The following is an 18851-nucleotide window of genomic DNA, read 5'->3' on the forward strand; positions in this document are numbered from 1 at the left end:
TTCGTCCCGGGCGTCTTCTTCTAACACCGGGAAATGGTCCGGGGTTCCACGTTGTTACCGGCCACCCGAAAAGAATCTTCGCGAGACGGCCCGATCTTGTGTCCTGATTAGTGACACCATGCGAATACTCACGGTGAGTAATCCGAGGTCATCGCGGTCATATGTCGAACAAATCAGGTTATTGATCGCTATAGTCGCCCGGGGGCGGAGCAGGGGCGGGGAAAGCATCTGTTCCGATCATTGACGATTTCCGCGCGGTGAGTCGCCGGCCGTCCGGCCGCGACGGGGGTGGGGTGCGCAATGCTCGGTGGGGGTGTCGTCGGGGCCAGGGGATTAGAGGACGTCGTGCCTCCCCGGGGCTTTCACTATCTCGTCGGGGAGATCGACGCGGTGGTCGCCAGGCGGCCCCGCGAGCGCCGGTTCTGGCTCGTGCGCCGGGACCGGCGGCTGCCGGCGCTCCTGTTCGAGCGCGGGACGGCCGGCGCGACACGCCTGATCGAGTACTACGCCGGACGGCTCATCGGCCCCGCGCGGCGCAACAGCACGTGGCTGGTGCCGCACGTGATGGTCGACGACGAGGACGCGGGCGGACCCGACCCGCGGATCGCCCTGATCGAGCACGTCGCCACCACGCTGCAGAGCCGGATGCCCCCGCGCAGCGGGCCGCTCACTTTGCCGAGGTACCGGGCCTGCCGCGTGATCCTCGGCTTCCCCGCCACGCCCGGCGAGGACCGGAAGGTGCAGTTCCGGAAGCTGCGCGACGACCTGTACAAGGACCTGTGCGAGCGCCGGTCCTGGATCCCCGCGTTCAAGGAGGTGGCGACCGGCGTGGGAGAGGGGCTCACCGGCGGATGGGGGCAGCTGCTCCTCCGGGCGATCACCATGCTCCTGCCGCGCGGGGCGTACGGCCTCTGGCTGCGCGCGTGGGGTCTGCGATGGACCGGCGGGCAGCTCGACGTCTCCGGCCGCGACCATCTCGGCACCGCGCTCGACGTGGCCAAGAACGGCCGGGCCCGGGACCGCGACCCGGACCTGCCGCCGCGCATGCTGCTCGCCGCGCTGCTGCACGACCTGCGCCGGGCCGCGCGGCCCACTCTGGTGTGGTACCGGCGGCCGCGGCGGCGCTGGCCGTTCGTGTTGCTGCTGCGCGCGGTCGGCGAGGCGGGCACTCCCACTCGCCGGCTGCTCGACCTGTACGCCGACCTGGCCCTCACCAAGGTCCACGGCCCGCTGCTGGTGCTCGGGGCGCTCACCGGCGAGCCGCCGTCCTACGCCGTCCGCGTGGCCGTCGCCGCCGATCCGGAGGCCGAGCGTCCGACCGACCTGGCCGACCGGGTGCACGACCTGTACCACCGGGCGCCGGGCGACCTCACCGCGGAAGGCGTGTACGTCGCGCCGCTGCCCGCGAAGGACGACGACGGGGTGGCCCGTCAGACGCTGGAGCGGCGGGTCACGGTCCCGGTGCGGTCCACGACCGGCATGGACGTGGTCTGGCCGTTCCTGACGGTGCTCCTCCTGGCACTGCCCGCGTGGCTGGGGTTCCAGTTCTTCGGCCCCTCCTTCAGGCCGTCGTGCGTCGAGGCGCCGGACGGGGAGATCGTCGGGATCATCGACGACGTGAAATGCCTGGACGGCGTCACCGGTACGGGCGTGGACGAACTGCGCGCCCTGCAGAAGATGGTCGCCGAGCAGAACGGCAAGATCGAGGGCAAGGTGCACAGGACCGTCGTGTTCCTCGCACCGCTGAGCGTCAAGGACCGGTCGGGCACCAGCAAGCCGAACGGGCTGGCCCTGCTCCGCGGGGCCATCACCGCCCAGACCAGGCTGAACAGCGACGAAGGCCAGGAGGGCACGCACCGCATGCCGCTCCGCCTGCTGATCGCCAACACCGGGGAGAAGTTCGCCTACGGGGTCGCCGGCCCCAACGTCACCCAGCAGATCATCGACCGGGCCGAGGAGGACGGCGTCGCCGCCGTCATCGGCCTCACCCAGAGCAGGCCGGAGTCCCTCGCGGCGGCCCAGGCGCTCAGCGCCGCGGAGATCCCCGTGGTGGCGGCGGGGGTGACCGGCAGCCGGATGTCCGACGGCGACGCGCCGGCCCGCTACTTCCAGGTGAGCCCGCCGAACTCCCGGATCGCCGGCATGATGGCCGCCTTCGCCGCCAGGTCACCCGACCTGCGCTCCCGCACCGGGCCCGATCCCGGCGGCCGGGGCCGTACCGCCGTGGTGGTGTTCGACCCCGACGACGACTTCTTCAGCGACGACCTGAAGGAGAAGTTCCGGGAGCGCTACAAGGCCGGGCGGGTCGAGCCCATCGAGTACCGGGAGGGGCCGAGGCTCGGCACCAGGACCGTCGACGTCGCCAGGCGGGTCTGCGAGAAGGTCCGCCAGTCGGGCGGCTTCGTGGTCTACGCCGCCCGCTCGGCGGTGATGGCCGATCTGTTCGACGGGATGCGCAAGGACGTCCGCTGCGTGCGGGGCGGCCAGATCGCGGTCCTGTCCGAGAGCACGTCGACACGTTTCCTCGAACACCCCGAGCGGATGGACGACTATCCCTTCCTGCGGCTGTTCCTTGTCCTGTTCAACGACCCCAACGCCGTCGCCGGTGGCGGCGGTGGCGGTTTCCGGCAGTTCATCTCCGAGTTCCACGGCGTGTTCGGCGACAAGGCGCCGCACCTGGAGGCCGCGGGCGGCTACGACGCGTTCAACGTGGTCTCCACGGCGGTGAACGCGGCCGACTCGCTGGACACCGACGGGCGTTTCGGGTCAAACGAGGTCTACACGCAACTCGCCAACCCCCGGGTGATCAACGAGCTTCCCGGCGCCACGGGCGTGCTCACGCTGGACAACGACCACAGGTCCCCGCCCGGCAAGGCCGTCTACGTGGTGGAGGACCAGCCGGGCGGCGTCCTGGTCGTCCGGCTGGCCTGCGGGAACCTCGCCGACCAGCCTGCCGCGACCACCTGGGGCACGCCGCGCGCCGTCTTCCCCTGCCCGGCCGACGGGTGAACTACGGCTTGAGCGTGTGCCACGGTGCCGTGCAGGGCGGCCCGGCGGCCAGGTGCATGACGCCGCGGTCGACCTCCATGACCACGCCGGCGATGGTCTCGGTGCGCTCGATGGGGTGGGTGCTCTCCCGGGGGTGCTGGCAGACCGAGTCGGGTGCGTCGCGGTGGTCGGCCAGGGTCGCCTGGAGGCCGGGGACGTCGGGGCGGCCGAGGGCGGCCAGGCCGCCGGTGATGTTGCGCTGGCGTACCAGGCTGTGCGGCTTGCCGCGCAGGTAGACGTCCTGGCCGGTGAGGCCGGGGGACAGGAAGTGGTTGGCGTGCGCGAGCACGCCGCCGGTGGGGGCGATCTCGCCGACCCGGGCGGCGCCGCGGGTCGGGGTGGTCTCCAGGTCGCGCACGAAGCCGGTGGTGTCGCCGATCAGGTAGTTGGCCGAGCCGGCCCGGTCGGCCCCGGCGACGCGCGCGGCGGCCTCGGCGCCCGACGAGCTGTCCAGCACCGAGCGCAGCAGCAGGTGGTACGGCACGCCGAGCCGTCCCTCGTCGCCGTCGCCGATCAGGGTGTTGGTGCAGAGGCCGACGCCGTCCTCGTTCATGCCGACCTTGGCCAGCAGCCCGGCCTCGACCAGCGTCACGAAGCCGGGGCCGTCGTCGCGACGCACCCGCAGCAGCACGGCGGTGCGTCGGGCGTGCCCGAGCCAGTCCCAGTTCTGTCCCATCACCAGGCCGCCGGTGGCCGCGGCCTCGGGCAGCACGGCGAACGACGTGCACTCCCCGGCGGGCAGCGGGCGGGGTGAGCCGTCGCGGGCCGCGAACATGATCTCGCTGCGGGTGTTGAGGGCGAGCACGTCGGCGGGTTCCACCCCGGCGCCGTCCGCGATGCCGTGGATCTCGGCCAGCGAGGCGGGGGAGAAGTCCCCGATGATCGGGGCGAACCGGTCGGCGCGGCGGCGCACGGTGTCCCAGTCCCAGCCCGCGTAGTGCGCGAACGTGGCCGCGTACCCGTCGATGGCGTGCCGGATGCGCATCCGGGCCAGCGCACCGTACTGCTCCCCGCGACGCCGGGGCGGGCCGTCCACCTGGACGATGGGAAAGCCGGGTCGCGCCGTGCTGGCCATTCCGTGATCACCCTCCACGGTTCAGTGGTCAGGAATCCAGGTTGCCTGACAGGTGTGAGGGTTGCAGACCACAAAGCCGACAGTCAAGCACAGACTTCCCCACGAGAGGTGTTGTCGTCGCGGTAGATGGCCCTTACGCTGTCTGACAACCAGGAAGCCTGACGTGACCGGAGCCTGATCGTCCGGCGCCGAGAGGGGAACGTCGAAATGTCACTGCAGGGCAGGCAGATCGTCGCACTGACCTACCCCGGCTACCAGGAACTGGAGTTCTGGTATCCGGTGCTGCGCGGGCGCGAGGAGGGCGCCACCGTCCGCATCGTCGGGCCCGAGAGCGGCGCGGCCGAGAGCTTCCTCGGCTACCCGGTCGTCGCGGACACCGACGTCGCCGCCCTCGATCCCGCCGAGGTGGACGTCGTCGTGGTCCCCGGCGTGACCGGCGCGGAGCCCGCCGCCTCCGGCGCGCAGCTGGACCTGCTGCGCCGCGCCCACGCCGCGGGCGCCCTCGTCGCGGCCACCGGCACCGGCGCCGCCCTCGCGGCGGGCACCCTCCCGGACGACGACCGGGTGCTGACCGCGCCGGACGCCGACGGCCTGTCCGGCCTCTTCGGGCGGCTGCGCGGCGCACTCTCGACCGACTGAGCCACCGAGGAACGAGGCAAGAAATGACCATCCTGCGCACCGTGCTCGGCGACGTGCCGGCCGAGCGGTCCGGCATGATCCTCACCCACGAGCACCTGCTGTACGGCTACCCGGGCGCCGAGACCGACCACAGGACCGTGCTCGACTACGACGCCACCATCGACATGATCAGCGCCCAGGTCAGCCGCGGGATGAGCGAGTTCGGCTACGGCACCATGGTCGACATGACCCCGCCGGAGGTGGGCCGCCACCCCCAGCTCATGGCGGACGTCGCCCGGCGCACCGGCATGAACGTCATCGCCATCACCGGCTTCTTCCCCGAGCGCATGGGCATCCCGTACTACTGGCGGCGGCAGACCGTCGAGGAGCTGACCGACTTCTTCGTCCGGGACCTCACCGAGGGCATGGTGTTCGCCTGGCAGCAGACCCCGTACAAGGCCGGCGTCATCAAGATCGCCACCGGCCAGGAGAGCGTCGAGCCCAAGCCCAGCCCCATCGGGCCGAACGGCCGCCGCATCCACTACTACGAGGACCGGGTGATCCGCGCCGCCGGCCGCGCCTCGGCCCGGGTGGGCTGCGCGGTCAACACGCACACCGACCCCATGGACTACGACGTCACCAACCCCGGCATCGAGCAGCTGGACATCCTGGAGGAGGAAGGCGCCGACCCGTCCCGCGTGATCATCGGGCACGCCTTCGTCAACCCCGACCCGGTCCAGCTGCGCGACATCTGCCGCCGCGGCGCCAACCTGCAGCTCGACCACATCGGCATCCCGTGGCGGGTCGACACCGCCGAGGAGCTGGACGAGATGATGGCCGACGCGCTGGTCGGCCTGGTCGAGGACGGCTACGGCGACCAGCTCGTGCTGTCCTACGACCGCTGGTTCTTCAACCCCCGCTCGGACGTGACCGAGTCCGACCCGCAGCTCGCCAACGAGAAGGTCGACATCGGTTACATGTTCACCAGCTTCATCCCCCGGCTCAAAAAGAAGGGCCTCACCGACGAGCAGGTGAGCAGGATGCTGATCGACAACCCCCGCCGCATCCTCGCCATCCCCGCCTGACCCGCCGTCTCAACGACCCACGCAAGGAGGAGCCAGTGGAGCTGGCCGAGGCGACCATCGCCGTGCTGGCGGAGAACCAGTACCAGGAGCTGGAACTGTGGTACCCCGTGCTGCGGTTCCGTGAGGAGGGCGCCGACGTCCGCGTCGTCGCCCCCGCCACCGACCAGGTGTACGCGAGCAAGCTCGGCTACCCGGCCCGCGCCGACCTGTCCGTCTCCGAGGTGGAGGCGGGCCAGTTCGACGCGATCATCGTGCCGGGCGGCTTCTCGCCCGAGTACCTGCGCCGCGACCCGCGCATCGTCGACCTGGTGCGCAAGGCCGACGAGCTCGGCGTCATCGTGGCGGCCATCTGCCACGCGGGATGGCTGCTCGCCAGCGCCGGGATCATCTCCGGCCGCCAGGCGACGTGCGTCCCCGTCATCAAGGACGACGTCATCAACGCGGGCGCGAAGTACGTGGACCAGCCGGTGGTCCGCGACGGCAACGTCATCACCTCCCGCCTGCCCGGCGATCTCCCCGAGTTCTGCGCCGAGATCAAGCGGGCCCTGCTGGAGCGGTCGCCGAGCGGCGGCCCCGGCCTGCCCGCGCCGGCCGATTCCCCGGCGTCCACCGCCGCCCTCCCCGCCCCCGCCATCCTGAAGAACCGTGCCGCCGGGCCCGGCTCAGCCAACTACCGCGCGTACGCCGTCATGTCCGAGCCGCGCTGAGCGAGCGGCAGGACGGGCGTCGAACAGGTGCCAGGCCGCCCACGCGGCGCCGGCGGCGAGCAGCACGCCGTGGGCGACGCGTAGGGCGGGCGGGCCGTAGAACTGCGGGATCAGCAGGACGGACGCGGCGGCCAGGGGGATCATGCTCCAGGCTGGCAGGACGCCGGAGCGGCGGGCTGCGATCGCCGCCAGCACGGCGCCGGCGCCCAGAAGCACGAGGCCGGCGCCGAACATCGTGATCGCCACCGGGCCGTAGCGGAAGTCGTCGACCAGGGTCATGAGACTCGGGTCACCGTCGCGCAGGGCTCGGGCGGCGATGGCGTGGAGCCCGAACGCCTCCCCGCCGTAGTAGGGCAGCACCAGCCCCGCGCCCACCCCGGTCAGCACGGCGGCCGTGCCCGACACCCGCCCCCGCAGGACGCCGTGCACCGCGACCATCCCCAGCGTCACCAGGACGAACGCGAGCATGGCCAGCGTGTGCGAGGCCACCCACGCCGAGGACGCCATGGTCGCGGCGCCCCGCATCCCGGTCTCGCCGGTGTAGGGCCGCACCGTCTGGTACAGCAGGAACAGGACGCCTCCGGCGGCCAGGGCGGCGGCGCCGGAACGGGTGACGGACATGACAGACCCTCCGAGTGTGAGCAGTGCTCTCTATCGAGAGCAGCAAACACCGGAAGGCGGCGGACTGTCAAGAGCGCCGCTCTCGTAATGGTGCGATGATCCGGCCAGTGTCATTCTCCCGCGCGGGCGACGAACGCCGTGAGCGTGGACAGCTCGTGGCGCCGCACCTCGGGGAACCTCTCGCGCAGGGCGGCCTCGATGAGGGCCAGCTTGTCCTCGGACAGGATCAGACGGCGGGCGGCGGCCGGAAGGGTGGTGCCGCCGTGCCACGCGACGGCCAGGCGGCCACCGGGGCGCAGGATCCTGGACAGCTCGTGTACGCACCCCGAGAGGTCCGGCCACAGCGCCACGTTGTTCACCGAGATCACACAGTCGAAACGGCTGCCGGGGTAGCCGGTGTGCTGCGCGGAGCCCTCACGGATCTCCGCGCGGCCCCGGGTACGGCGGGACGCCTGGGCGCGCATCTCGGGGGAGGGGTCCACGCCGTACACGCGCTCGGCGGGGGAGTCGGTCAGCAAGCGGAGCAGCGCGCCCGGCCCGTGTCCCACTTCGAGGACGTGCTCGCCGGGCCGCAGGCCGATCAGGGGCAGCAGCTCTTCCTGGCGCCGGTTGGTGCGCACCATGGCCCACCCGGCGAGACGCCCGAGCAGCCCCGACGGCCGGGCGAAAGGGGAGGAGATCGTGCCTTCGGTGACCCAGGATGTCGGTTCCATATGGTAAGTCAAGCTCTTCAAGCCGCCTTGAAGTCAACAAGCGCTTCAGACCTGACGTCAAATGGGCGCACGGAGCTGATTTCCATCGGTGAAGCCACCCGGCGCCTCGGTATGAACACGTCGGCGTCGCGCTACTACGAGGAACGCGGTTTGGTCCACCCCGCCGGCAGGGCCGACGCAGGTACGGTGCCAGGGGCGGGCGGGACGCGTGCGTCGGCGGTCCGCACCACCGCCGAGCGCACACGCCCGTCTTCGGCCCGGGGGCTCGGGCTCGCCGGGGGTTCCGGTGAGGGGCCGGGCCGTCAGGCCGAAGAGCTTTTGATTTCCGGGAGCTTGGCGCTTTTTGCCCGGTCGCTGGATTGTTCTGGGAAAAGCATATACAGGTTACGCGGGGTTTTGGAGTTGCGAAGCCATCTGAGATCAAAGATGTGCTTACTTCGGGATGGTATGTCATACCATGTCCGCTTTACTTGACTATTATTCTAGAGAAAAGTCGGCGGTGGAGGTCAACCGCCAAGATCGTGGACTGCCAGCCCGCAGGCGCATGACGTGGCACGTGGAAAGGCGAGTCCCCTTCCTTGACAGGATCCCGTAAAGCAGAGCCGCGGTTTACCGGAGCCTCGGCAGCACCTTGGAGGAGTAGAACTCGAAGAACGCGTCCTGCTCCCCGCCGATCTGGCTGATGTACACCTCGTCGAAGCCCGCGTCGAGGTACGGCTTGATCGCCTCGATGTGGACGTCGGGATCGGGGCCGCACGGCGTGGCGGCGGTCGCGTCCTGTTCGGTCACCAGCTCGGCGAGCTGCTCGAAGTGGCGGGGCAGCGGCAGGAGCTGGGACGCCTCGCCCTTGATCCCCTGGGTGGGCCACAAGCGGTGCACGGTCTCGCGGGCCTGCGCGGCGTCCGCGGCGTAGCAGGCCTTGAGCCCGCCCTGCACCGGCTTGCCCTTCCCGCCGGAGGCGTGGAAGAGCTCGACCAGCTCGGCCGCCGGGCCGGTGGTGATGTACCCGTCGGCGATCCGCCCAGCCAGCTGCACCGACTTCTCCCCGAAGCCGGACATGTACACCGGCGGCGGCTCGTCGGGCAGGGTGTAGAGCCGGGCGGTGTCCACCTGGTAGTGCGGGCCGCGGTGGGTGACCAGTTTGCCCGACCACAGCTCGCGCATCACCTCGACGGCCTCCTCCAGCATCTCCAGCCGCTCGGCGGTGGGAGGCCAGCGCGAGTCGACGATGTGCTCGTTGAGCGCCTCGCCGGTCCCCACGCCGAGCCGGAACCGGCCGCCGGTGAGCGCGGCGCTGGTTGCCGCGGCCTGGGCGACGACCGCCGGATGAATGCGCACCAGCGGGCACGTCACGGCCGTGGTGATCGGCAGAGACGTGGCCTCGGCGATGGCGCCGATCACCGACCAGACGAACGGGCTCTGCCCCTGCTCGTCCAGCCACGGGTGGTAGTGGTCGGAGATCCACAGCGCCTCGAACCCGGCGCGCTCGGCCAGCTTGGCCTGCCGCACCAGCTCCTTCGGGCCGTGCTCCTCACTGGAAAGGAAATATCCGAAGGTCGTCACGTCGTCCTCCTCGGCGTTTCCGCTGCTCCCTGGCCCCATACCCCGAGAGATCCCGGCAAACGAGGGCCCGGCCCGCCGCCGCGGGCCCTGACCCGGGGCGCGCGGCCGTGCTTTCATGCGGAAGGAGGGCACGGCGGAAGGGCGGCGATGTGCATGAGGGACACCAGGGGCACGGGAGCGGCACGGCGCGGCCGGGCGGTGCGATCGTGACCGCCGGTCTGGTGCTGCGCGGCGCCACCGTGGTGGACGGCACGGGTGGCCCGGCGTACCGGGCGGACGTCGGCGTGGAGGACGGGCGGATCAGCGCGATCGGCCGGGGCGGCGTCCCCGAGTCGGCGGGCGGGCGCCGGCGGGTCGTCGACGCCGACGGGCTGGTGCTCGCCCCCGGTTTCGTGGACATGCACGCCCACTCCGACCTCGCCCTGCTCACCGCGCCCGACCACCTGGCCAAGGTCGCGCAGGGCGTCACCTGCGAGGTGCTCGGGCAGGACGGCCTGTCGTACGCGCCGGTGGACGACACCACCCTGGAACAGCTCAGGCAGCACCTCGCCGGATGGAACGGCGACCCGGAGGGCTTCGACTGGGACTGGCGGTCGGTGGGGGGCTACCTCGACCGGCTGGACCGCGGCGGCATGGGGATCAACGCCTGCTACCTGGTGCCGCAGGGCTCGGTCCGCATGCTCGCCATGGGCTGGGACGCCCGCCCGCCGAGCGAGGACGAGCTGGCCATGATGAAGGCGCTGGTGGCGCAGGGCATGGCCGAGGGCGCGGTCGGCATGTCCAGCGGCCTGACCTACACCCCGGGCATGTACGCGGACACCGGGGAACTGGTGGAGCTGTGCCGGGTCGTCGCGGAGAACGGCGGCTACTACTCGCCGCACCACCGTTCCTACGGCGCGGGCGCGCTGGAGGCGTACGCCGAGATGATCGAGGTGTCCGCCGCGGCGGGCTGCCCGCTGCACCTGGCGCACGCCACGCTGAACTTCCCGGCCAACGCCGGCCGGGCGGGCGAGCTGCTGGCCCTGCTGGACAAGGCGCTGGCGCGCGGCGGCGACATCACGCTGGACACCTATCCCTACCTGCCCGCCGCGACCATGTTGTCCGCCCTGCTGCCGAGCTGGGCCTGCGAGGGCGGCCCGGACCGCATCCTGGCCCGGCTGCGCGACCCCGCGGCGGCCGGGCGCATCCGCCACGTGCTGGAGGTGGAGGGGTCGGACGGCTGCCACGGCGTCCCGGTCTCGTGGGACACGATCCGGATCTCCGGCACCCGCTCGCCCGCGCTCGCGGGCCGGGTGGGCCGCACCATCGCCGAGCTGGCCACCGCCTCGGGACGCGCGCCGTTCGAGGTGTTCCGCGAGCAGCTCATCGACGACGGGCTCGGCACCGCGAGCGTGTGGTTCATCGGCAACGAGGAGAACGTCCGGGCGATCATGAAGCACCCGGCGCACACCGGCGGCAGCGACGGCCTGCTCGCGGCGGCCAAGCCGCACCCGCGCTCGTGGGGCACCTTCCCGCGCTACCTCGGCCGCTACGTGCGCGAGGAGGGGGTGCTCGGCTTGGAGGAGTGCGTCGCCCACCTGACCGGCCGCGCCGCCCGCCGCCTGCGGCTGACGGACCGAGGGCTGATCCGCACCGGGTACCACGCCGACCTGGTGCTGTTCGACCCGCGCACCGTCGGCGACACCGCGACCTACGACGACCCGTGCCGCACGCCCACCGGCATCCCGTACGTCTTCGTCGGCGGCGTGGCCGTCATCGCCGAGGGCCGCCATACCGGGGCCCTGCCCGGACGCGCGCTGCGCCGCACCCCCGAGGGCACGCGCTGACGGCGGGGGTCAGGGCAGGACGCGGCCCACGATGCGGGCGTACATGCGCCCCGGGCTCGGCGTCGAGGGCGGGGTGAGGAAGCCCGGCAGCATGGGGAGGTCCACCGCGAACGGCTGGAGGCGCTCGAACAGGGCGGCGGCGTCGGCGGGGCGGTCGCCGGGGTCCTTCTCCAGCAGGCCGGACAGCAGGGTGTTCAGCTCGCCGGACACGCCGGGCACCGGCTCGGGCCGCTCGTTGACCTGCTTCTCGAACACGGCGTACTCGGTGGGCCCGGAGAACAGGCGCCGACCGGTCAGCATCTCGTGCAGCACGCACCCGAGGGCGTACAGGTCGCTGCGCGGCTCGGCCACGCCGCGCTGGATCTGCTCCGGCGACATGTACGCCGGGGTGCCGATGATCTGCCCGGCGCGGGTGAACTGCGCCACGTCCGCCTCACGCAGCATGGCGAGGCCGAAGTCGAGCACCTTGACGCTGCCGTCCGGGCAGAGCATCAGGTTGGTCGGCTTGAGGTCGCGGTGGCAGATGGACAGCGCGTGCGCCGCCGACAGCACCGCGCACGCCTGCGCCGTGATCGCCGCGGCCCAGGGGACCGGCAGCGGCCCGTGCTCGCTGACGAGGTCGGCCACGGTGACGCCCTCGATGAACTGCATCACCTGGAACAGCCGCTGCTCGTAGGTGCCGAAGTCGTACAGCACCGGCGCCCCGGCGTGCTCCAGGCGGGCCAGGATGCGGGCCTCGCGCATGAAGCGCTTGGCGAGCTCCTCGTCGTGCCCGCCGGGGAAGCGCAGGAACTTGACGGCGACCTTGCGGTCGAGATGGGTGTCGTGGCCGCCGTAGACCGCTCCCATGCCGCCCTGACCGAGGGGCAGGTCGTCCAGCACGTAGCGGTCGCCTATGACCATTGGCCCCTCCCTGCGGATCCATCGGGAAAAATACACCGTCAGGCGAGGGGCCGCAGACGGCCGCAGGCCAGGCCGTCAAAGCCTAGCCGCACGAGGCTCTCGCCCAGCGCGGCCGTCTCGCGCAGCCGGTCCTCCAGCGCGGTCAGCTCACGGAAGGTCCTGCCGTACTCCCGCTGCTCGTCCAGGGACAGCCGGGGGACGCGCAGGCGGCGCGCGTCGACCCGGCTGGCGCCGCCGGAGGCGGTGCGCGCGGGCCCGGCGAAGCGCAGGCATCCGGCCAGGAAGCCGGCGTCCATGCGGTCGTGGTCGACGCGGTACAGGTGGAGCTGCGGGCCGAGCACGGCGCCGCCCTCGGTGACGACGCGGGCCGCGGGTTCCGCTCCGGCGATGGACGCGACCACGTCGCCGGCCTCAAGGATGATCAGGCCGGGGTCGTACGGCGTGCGGCCGGAGGGGGCGGTGCCGCTCGCGAGGTCGGCGGCGGTCAGCACGGGCAGCTCGCCGTCGTCGGCGGCGAGCCTCGGCGGGCCCTGGTGCACGGTGACCAGGCCCGCCCGCACCAGCTCGGCGACGGTGGCGCCGGGCAGGTCACGCGTCTCGGCGGGGACGGCGAGGGCGGGGACGGCGCCGGGCAGCGCGGCGGCGGCCTCGCGGAACCGCTCGCGCGCCGCGGCGAAGCCGAGGGCCGGGTCGTCGCCGGGGCGGGGCAGGTGGCGGGCCGGGGTCAGGTCGACCTCGTCGTCGAGCAGGTCGATGATGCGCATCGCGCGGGCGCCGTCCGGCGGCGGCGCGTCCGGGTCGGCGCCGAACGCGCGCCAGGCCGGTTCCACCGCCGTCACGTCGTCGGCGGCGTCCATCATGAGGACGGCGGACGGCGGGCGCTCCCCGGCGCGGGGGCGGCGCAGCAGCCACAGGTCCGGCCCTCCGGCCGCCAGCGTGATCACCGCGCGCAGGGCACCCGCCCGCAGCAGGTTGCCCCGGATCCGCTTGCCCGGCCGCCTGCCCGCCGCCGCGGCGGGCATCAGCACGGCCACCAGCCCGCCCGGCCGCGCGTGCGCCAGGCAGTGCTGCACCCACGCCAGCTCAGGCTCCCCGCGCGGCGGCAGCCCGTACTCCCACCGGGGATCCCCGGTCAGCTCCTCGTAGCCCCACGCCCTCTCGTTGAACGGCGGATCGCACACCACCGCGTCCGCCCGCACCTCGGGAAACGCGTCCTGTCGCAACGAGTCCCCCGCGACGACCCGCGCGTCCGCCCCCGCGAGCGACAGCCGCACGGCGGTGAGCACCGCCGCCGTGCCGTCGATCTCCTGCCCCACGACCTGCCCGCCCGTGGGGCCGGCGCCCGGGAGCAGCAGGGCGCCGATGCCGCAGGCGGGGTCGAGGACGGTGGGGCCTTCGGGGGCGGCCAGACGGGTGAGGAGGGCGGCGAGCTCGGGGCGGGTGACGGAGAGCTGGCGGGAGTGGGCTTCGGCGTAGCGGTCGCAGAGGAGGTCGAAGGCGGCGCTCGGGCCCTGTTCGGCGGCCAGGTCGGCGAGGAGGCGGTACAGCCGGGGGTCGAGCAGGTCCCAGGCGACCTTGGCGGGGAGGTCGCCGGTGGCCGCGGCGGCGATGGTGGCCAGCTCGGCGGCGGTGGTGGCCGGGTGGGAGGGGGACTCGGCGGTGCGGTGGAGGAACAGCAGGTAGGCGCCGGCGCAGGCGACCAGGTCGCCGAGGTGGAGGTCGTCGGCGGAGGCGCGCAGGCGCTGCCAGACGCGGTCGCCGAGGGAGAGTTCGTACGACTTGCCGTTGCGGCGTAGCCATTCCTCGACCTCGGGGAGGGAGAACAGGGGGCTGGCGGCGGTGCCGCCGACGGGGCGGGGGAAGTCGTCGTGGCGGCGGCGCCAGTTGCTCACCGCGGCCCGGCCGACGTCGGCGAGCCGGGCGATGTCGCCCGCGTTCAACGTGGCGTCGTGTCCCATCGGCGTCGTTTCTCCCTGCTGTCCCATGGCACTCCCTCGGCGCCGCGCTCGCCTGCGGCCAGCGTAGTCCAACGTGCCGCGAGAATCCACACAACAGATGCTTGTGAAGTCATTCAACCAATGATTTACTGAGGGACATGTCAAACAACGTGTCGCTGACGCTGCGGTACGCGGCCCGCACCGACATCGGCCTGCGCCGCCAGCGGAACGAGGACTCGGTCTACGCCGGCCCTCGGCTGCTGGCGGTCGCCGACGGGATGGGCGGGCACAGCCACGGCGAGGTGGCGAGCGCCACCGTCATCGCCGCGCTGTCGTCCCTCGACAGCGATCCACCAGGCGGCGACCCGCTGGGTTCGCTGGAGACGGCGATCACGGCCGCGGGCCACCGCCTGAAGGATATGGCCGCGCGCGACCCCAAGCTGGCAGGAATGGGCACGACGCTCACCGCGATGTTGTGGGACGGCGGCACCATCGCGCTGGCCCACATCGGGGATTCGCGGGCCTACATGCTGCGCGGCGGCTGCCTCTACCAGATCACCCGCGACCACACCCTGGTCCAGTCCCTGGTCGACGACGGCCAGATGACCCCGGAACAGGCCGCCGCGCACCCCCGCCGCTCCCTGCTGATGCGCGCCCTCGGCGGCAGCGGCTCGGTCGAGCCCGACCTGTCGCTGCGCGAGGCCCACGACGGCGACCGCTACCTCATCTGCTCCGACGGCCTGAGCGGAGTCGTCGGCCCGCAGGCCCTGCACGAGACCCTCACCGCCGCCGGCGACCTCGCCGAGGCCGCCGAGCACCTCATCGAACTGGCCCGCCAGGCCGGCGGCCCCGACAACATCAGCTGCGTCGTCGCCGAGGTCCTCACCCAGGCCTGACGAACACCGTCGCCGCCGTCCGGGCCCCCGTTCACCGTGACGGCGAGTCGTGGCGCGGCGAGCCGGGCACCGTCGTGCGACGGGTCGCCGGCGTCGGCCCTGTTCGAAGCGGGCCGAACGGGGTAGCGACCCTCCCATGCCACGCGCCGCGATCATCGTCAACCCGCTCAAGATGCCCGAGCGGGACCGTCACCGTGCCGACGTGACGGCGGAGCTGGCGCGGTACGGATGGGACGAGCCGCTGTGGTTCGAGACCACCGCCGAGGATCCGGGCGTCGGGATGACCAAGCGCGCCCTCGCCGAAGAGGCGGACCTCGTGTTCGCCGCCGGCGGGGACGGCACCGTCCGCGCCTGCGCCGAGGCCCTGATGGGCACCGGCGTGCCGCTGGCCCTGCTCTGCGGCGGCACCGGCAACCTGCTCGCCCGCAACCTCGACATCCCCATCGAGCTTCCGGACGCGATCCGCGTCGGGGTCCTGGGCGGGACGACGCCCGTCGACGTCGGGGTGATGGAGGGCACGCCCTTCGTCGTGATGGCCGGCCTCGGGCTGGACGCCGCCATGGCGCGCGGCACCGGGTCCGAGGCCAAGCGCAGCCTCGGCTGGCTCGCCTACGCGGGCACCCTGCTGCGCCACCTCCGTGATCGCCCGTTCCGGGTGACGCTGCACGTGGACGGCCGTCCCCAGCCGCGCTGCCGGGCACGAATGGTGCTGGTGGGAAACGTCGGCCGGCTGCAGGGCGGCATGAGCCTGCTCCCCGACGCCCAGCCCTCCGACGGCCTGCTGGACGTGGTCGTGCTGGGCCCGCGCACCCCGATGGACTGGCTGCGCGTGCTCGGCCGGCTGGTGACGAGGTCCCGCGGCGAGGGCGCGGGAACCCGGCGGTACGTCGCGTCCCGGCTCAGGATCGAGGTCGACCCGCCCACGCCGTACGAGTGCGACGGCGACCCGGTCGGCTCGGCCCGCGTCCTGACCGTCGAGATCAAGCCGGGCGCGCTGTCGTTGCGCACGCCCGGCGGAGAGGAAGGCTGACATCAGTCCCGCGACACAGTCCGTCACGACAACCAAGAACCGCCCGCGGCTCGGGCCGCGGCTCGCGCTCGCGTCCGCCGCCGCCTTCCTCGTGGCCGTCCCGTTCACCGTGCTGGTGGTGCTGGTGACGACCTCGTTCCCGCCCCTGTACCAGCTGGACCGGGGGGTGGCGGCCACGCTGCACGCCTGGGCGCTGGACCACCCCGGCTGGGTGACGCTGCTGGACCTGTGGACCGACGTGTTCTCCCCGGAGAGCTGGCGGGCCGCGGTGGCCCTCGCCGTCCTCTGGCTGGTGTACCGCGGCGCGCCGCGGCTGGCGGCCTGGGCGGTGACCACGATGGTCGCCGGCGGGCTGCTCGGCCTCGGCCTGAAGTTCGTGGTGGACCGGGCCCGGCCGCACCTGCCCGACCCGATCGCGGTGGCCCCCGGCGCGTCGTTCCCGTCCGGGCACGCGCTCAACGCCACGATCGGCGCCGGGGTGCTGATCCTCCTCGTCCTGCCGCACCTGAGCCGCCGCGCCCGGACGCTGCTGTGGTGCGCGGGCGCGGTGGTCGTCGTCGGCGTGGCGTACACGCGGGTGGCGCTCGTCGTCCACTGGGTCAGCGACGTGGTGGGCGGCGTGATCCTCGGCATCGCGGTGGTCACCGCGACCACGGCGGCCTTCGAGACCTGGCGCAGAGACAGCGGGCGCCGTCCGGTCGAGCCCCATTTGGAGGGCGTCGAGCCGGAGGCGGAAGAACAGACAGCACCGGAGGGAAAAGCGCATGACGACAGGTGACACCGGCGACGAGGGTCGCCGCGGACGATGGACCACGGTCGCGGCGTGGGCCGCGCGCCTCGTGCTGTTACCTCTGGTGGTGCTGGCGGGCCTGACCCTCGGCTTCGGCTGGCTGATCACCCGGCCCCTGCACGCCATGATCGCCGGTGAGATCGGGGTCAACCGCGAGCTGGCCGGGGACCGCACATCGACGCTGAACACGCTCACCGACATCGGCTCGACACTGGCGGACACCCCAGTGATCATCGCGCTCACCGTCGTCACGGCAATCGTGTTCCGGCTGGTCTTCCACCGCTGGCGCGAGTCGGTCTTCCTGGTGGTGGCGGTCTGGTCGCAGAACCTGGTCTTCCTGCTGGCCACGGTGCTCGTCGAGCGCCAGCGGCCGGAGGTGCGCCACCTGGACCCGGCCCCGCCCACCTCCAGCTTCCCCTCCGGGCACACCAGCGCGGCCGTCGGCTTCTACTGCGGCGTGGCCCTGGTGCTCGTGCTGCACACCCACCGCCACACCCTGCTGAAGGCCCTGTGGTGGGCGATCGGGATCGGCGTCCCGCTGGTCGTGGCCGTCTCCCGGCTGTACCGGGGCATGCACCATCTCACCGACGTGAGCTGGGGCCTGGTGCTCGGTTTCGTCTGTGTGGCCGTGGCCGGCCACGCCCTGCTCGGCTGGCCGGCGTTGTCCGCGTCGTCAAGGCGGGGGGGTCGGGTGTCGCCGGGGGCGCCTGCACGCTGGAGCACCTCACCCTGAGTATCGTGGGGTAAGACTGCGGGGAGTCGGCTTGACTATGATCCTCACTCGGCCGAGTTCCTTCAGATGGGGCGGGGCATGACCAAGATCCTCGTCGTGGACGACGAGCCGCAGCTCCTGCGCGCGCTCCGCATCAACCTCGTCGCGCGGCACTACGACGTCGAAGTGGCGCGCGACGGGGGGACCGCGCTGCGCCAGGCCGCCGGCTGGCACCCCGACCTGGTGGTCCTGGACCTCGGGCTGCCCGACATCGACGGCGTCGAGGTCATCCACGGCTTGCGCGGCTGGACCAGCATCCCGATCATCGTGCTGTCCGGCCGCGCGGGCAGCGCGGACATGGTGGACGCGCTGGACGCCGGGGCGGACGACTACGTCACCAAGCCGTTCGGCATCGACGAGTTGCTGGCCAGGATCCGCGCGGTGACCCGGCGCGCCGTCGCCCACGAGTCCGAGCTGGCCGAGATCCCGGTCGGCGACCACATGGTGGACCTCGTGAACATGACCGTCTCGGACGGCATCCGGCTCACGCCGACCGAGTGGCACCTGCTGGCCGTCCTGCTGCGCAACCCCGGCAAGCTGATCAGCCAGCGGCGGCTGCTCACCGAGGTCTGGGGGCCCAATTACCTCAAGGAGACGAACTACCTGCGGCAGTACATGGCCCAGCTGCGCCGCAAGCTGGAGGACGACCCGGCCCGCCCGCGCCATCTGCTCACCGAGCCCGGCATGGGGTACCGCTTCCAGCCCTGAGACGCCGAAACGCCGATACGACGGAGCGGCCCGGGTGCTCGGGCACCCGGGCCGCCCCGGTTTTCACGATCGTGGCGGCCACGGAGCCGTGACCGGGACGGGGTGCGGAATGCGACCGTCCCGGCCGTGGCCCGTGGCCTTCGCGCTCAGGCGATCGAGCAGGCCACGCCGTTGAGGGAGTATGCGGCGGGCGGGCTGCTCGTCCCGCTGGCCGAGAATCCGAAGGTGGCGCTTCCGCCCGCGGTGATGCGCGCGTTCCAGCCGCCGTCGAGCGCGGTGACCTGGGCGCCGGACTGGGTGACCCGCGCGTTCCAGGCGTTGCTGATCCGCTGGCTGCCGGGGAAGGCGAAGTTCAGCGTCCAGCTGGTCACCGACCCGCTGGTCAGGCCGACGGTCACGTCACCGTTGAAGCCGCCCTGCCACTGGCTGGTCACCCGGTAGGTCACCCGGCACGCGAGCGACCCGGCCGTGGGTGTCGGCGTCGGGGTGGGGGTGACCGACGGGGTGGGTGTCGGCGTCGGCGTCCGAGTGGGAGTGGGAGTGGGTGTCGGCGTGGGGG

17 protein-coding genes are annotated in these 18851 nt (G+C 72.6%); 10 read left to right on the forward strand and 7 right to left on the reverse strand.

Annotated features, from left to right (window positions below; all coding sequences use genetic code 11):
• The first annotated feature begins 300 nt into the window (after nucleotides 1-300).
• Nucleotides 301-3009 carry an ABC transporter substrate-binding protein gene (locus ACFP1K_RS35730; RefSeq protein WP_380761881.1) on the forward strand — a complete coding sequence of 903 codons (2709 nt, stop codon included), beginning with the start codon at nucleotides 301-303 and terminating at the stop codon, nucleotides 3007-3009.
• A gap of 1 nt (nucleotide 3010) precedes the next feature.
• Here ACFP1K_RS35730 and ACFP1K_RS35735 read toward each other — a convergent pair whose 3' ends face one another.
• Complete coding sequence (locus ACFP1K_RS35735) at nucleotides 3011-4123, reverse strand: C45 family autoproteolytic acyltransferase/hydolase (RefSeq protein WP_380761883.1); 1113 nt, start codon at nucleotides 4121-4123, stop codon at nucleotides 3011-3013.
• Nucleotides 4124-4330: 207 nt separating this feature from the next.
• Between ACFP1K_RS35735 and ACFP1K_RS35740 the strand changes: the two genes are divergently transcribed.
• From ACFP1K_RS35740 to ACFP1K_RS35750, 3 genes are read left to right on the forward strand one after another with little or no spacing between them, the layout of a single operon-like run.
• Nucleotides 4331-4762: a DJ-1/PfpI family protein gene (locus ACFP1K_RS35740; protein ID WP_380761885.1), complete on the forward strand. Its 432-nt coding sequence runs from the start codon at nucleotides 4331-4333 to the stop codon at nucleotides 4760-4762.
• A gap of 23 nt (nucleotides 4763-4785) precedes the next feature.
• Entirely contained in the window at nucleotides 4786-5826 is a 1041-nt protein-coding gene (locus ACFP1K_RS35745) for a phosphotriesterase family protein (RefSeq protein ID WP_380761887.1), read from the forward strand.
• A gap of 35 nt (nucleotides 5827-5861) precedes the next feature.
• Nucleotides 5862-6533 (forward strand): type 1 glutamine amidotransferase domain-containing protein, encoded by a 672-nt coding sequence (locus tag ACFP1K_RS35750; protein ID WP_380761889.1) that lies wholly within the window; start codon nucleotides 5862-5864, stop codon nucleotides 6531-6533.
• Here the strand turns inward: ACFP1K_RS35750 and ACFP1K_RS35755 are convergent.
• The 3 genes from ACFP1K_RS35755 to ACFP1K_RS35765 all read right to left on the reverse strand — a co-directional run bounded on the left by ACFP1K_RS35755 (nucleotide 6489) and on the right by ACFP1K_RS35765 (nucleotide 9430).
• Nucleotides 6489-7154 (reverse strand): hypothetical protein, encoded by a 666-nt coding sequence (locus ACFP1K_RS35755; RefSeq protein WP_380761891.1) that lies wholly within the window; start codon nucleotides 7152-7154, stop codon nucleotides 6489-6491. The two genes, ACFP1K_RS35750 and ACFP1K_RS35755, sit on opposite strands and share 45 nt — an antisense overlap.
• Before the next feature lie 110 nt (nucleotides 7155-7264).
• Nucleotides 7265-7867 carry a class I SAM-dependent methyltransferase gene (locus ACFP1K_RS35760; protein ID WP_380761893.1) on the reverse strand — a complete coding sequence of 201 codons (603 nt, stop codon included), beginning with the start codon at nucleotides 7865-7867 and terminating at the stop codon, nucleotides 7265-7267.
• Between the two features lie 609 nt (nucleotides 7868-8476).
• Nucleotides 8477-9430, reverse strand: a complete 954-nt coding sequence (locus ACFP1K_RS35765; RefSeq protein ID WP_380761895.1) for a TIGR03557 family F420-dependent LLM class oxidoreductase — start codon at nucleotides 9428-9430, stop codon at nucleotides 8477-8479.
• 206 nt (nucleotides 9431-9636) lie between these two features.
• On the opposite strand from ACFP1K_RS35765, the gene ACFP1K_RS35770 reads away from it, so the two are divergent.
• Nucleotides 9637-11256 carry an N-acyl-D-amino-acid deacylase family protein gene (locus tag ACFP1K_RS35770; protein ID WP_380761897.1) on the forward strand — a complete coding sequence of 540 codons (1620 nt, stop codon included), beginning with the start codon at nucleotides 9637-9639 and terminating at the stop codon, nucleotides 11254-11256.
• Between the two features lie 9 nt (nucleotides 11257-11265).
• On the opposite strand, the gene ACFP1K_RS35775 is transcribed toward ACFP1K_RS35770, so the two are convergent.
• On the reverse strand, nucleotides 11266-12159 hold the full coding sequence (locus ACFP1K_RS35775; RefSeq protein WP_380761899.1) for a serine/threonine-protein kinase: 894 nt from the start codon (nucleotides 12157-12159) through the stop codon (nucleotides 11266-11268).
• 38 nt (nucleotides 12160-12197) lie between these two features.
• Nucleotides 12198-14117, reverse strand: a complete 1920-nt coding sequence (locus ACFP1K_RS35780) for an N-6 DNA methylase (protein ID WP_380761901.1) — start codon at nucleotides 14115-14117, stop codon at nucleotides 12198-12200.
• A gap of 137 nt (nucleotides 14118-14254) precedes the next feature.
• Here ACFP1K_RS35780 and ACFP1K_RS35785 point away from each other — a divergent pair, with 137 nt between their 5' ends.
• The 5 genes from ACFP1K_RS35785 (at nucleotide 14255) to ACFP1K_RS35805 (ending at nucleotide 18292) form a co-directional block, all read left to right on the forward strand.
• Complete coding sequence (locus ACFP1K_RS35785) at nucleotides 14255-14992, forward strand: PP2C family protein-serine/threonine phosphatase (RefSeq protein ID WP_380761903.1); 738 nt, start codon at nucleotides 14255-14257, stop codon at nucleotides 14990-14992.
• A gap of 136 nt (nucleotides 14993-15128) precedes the next feature.
• Nucleotides 15129-16022 carry a diacylglycerol/lipid kinase family protein gene (locus ACFP1K_RS35790; protein ID WP_380761905.1) on the forward strand — a complete coding sequence of 298 codons (894 nt, stop codon included), beginning with the start codon at nucleotides 15129-15131 and terminating at the stop codon, nucleotides 16020-16022.
• Nucleotides 16023-16113: 91 nt separating this feature from the next.
• Nucleotides 16114-16800 (forward strand): phosphatase PAP2 family protein, encoded by a 687-nt coding sequence (locus ACFP1K_RS35795; RefSeq protein ID WP_380761907.1) that lies wholly within the window; start codon nucleotides 16114-16116, stop codon nucleotides 16798-16800.
• On the forward strand, nucleotides 16787-17545 hold the full coding sequence (locus ACFP1K_RS35800; protein ID WP_380761909.1) for a phosphatase PAP2 family protein: 759 nt from the start codon (nucleotides 16787-16789) through the stop codon (nucleotides 17543-17545). Before ACFP1K_RS35795 ends, ACFP1K_RS35800 begins: the two co-directional genes overlap by 14 nt.
• 78 nt (nucleotides 17546-17623) lie before the next feature.
• Nucleotides 17624-18292, forward strand: coding sequence for a response regulator (locus ACFP1K_RS35805; protein WP_380761911.1), 669 nt, complete (start codon nucleotides 17624-17626; stop codon nucleotides 18290-18292).
• A 146-nt stretch (nucleotides 18293-18438) separates the two neighbouring features.
• Here ACFP1K_RS35805 and ACFP1K_RS35810 read toward each other — a convergent pair.
• On the reverse strand, nucleotides 18439-18851 hold a 413-nt coding region (locus ACFP1K_RS35810), incomplete at its 5' end, for a cellulose binding domain-containing protein (protein ID WP_380761913.1).

Source organism: Sphaerisporangium aureirubrum (assembly GCF_042658925.1).
GTDB lineage: Bacteria > Actinomycetota > Actinomycetes > Streptosporangiales > Streptosporangiaceae > Sphaerisporangium > Sphaerisporangium aureirubrum.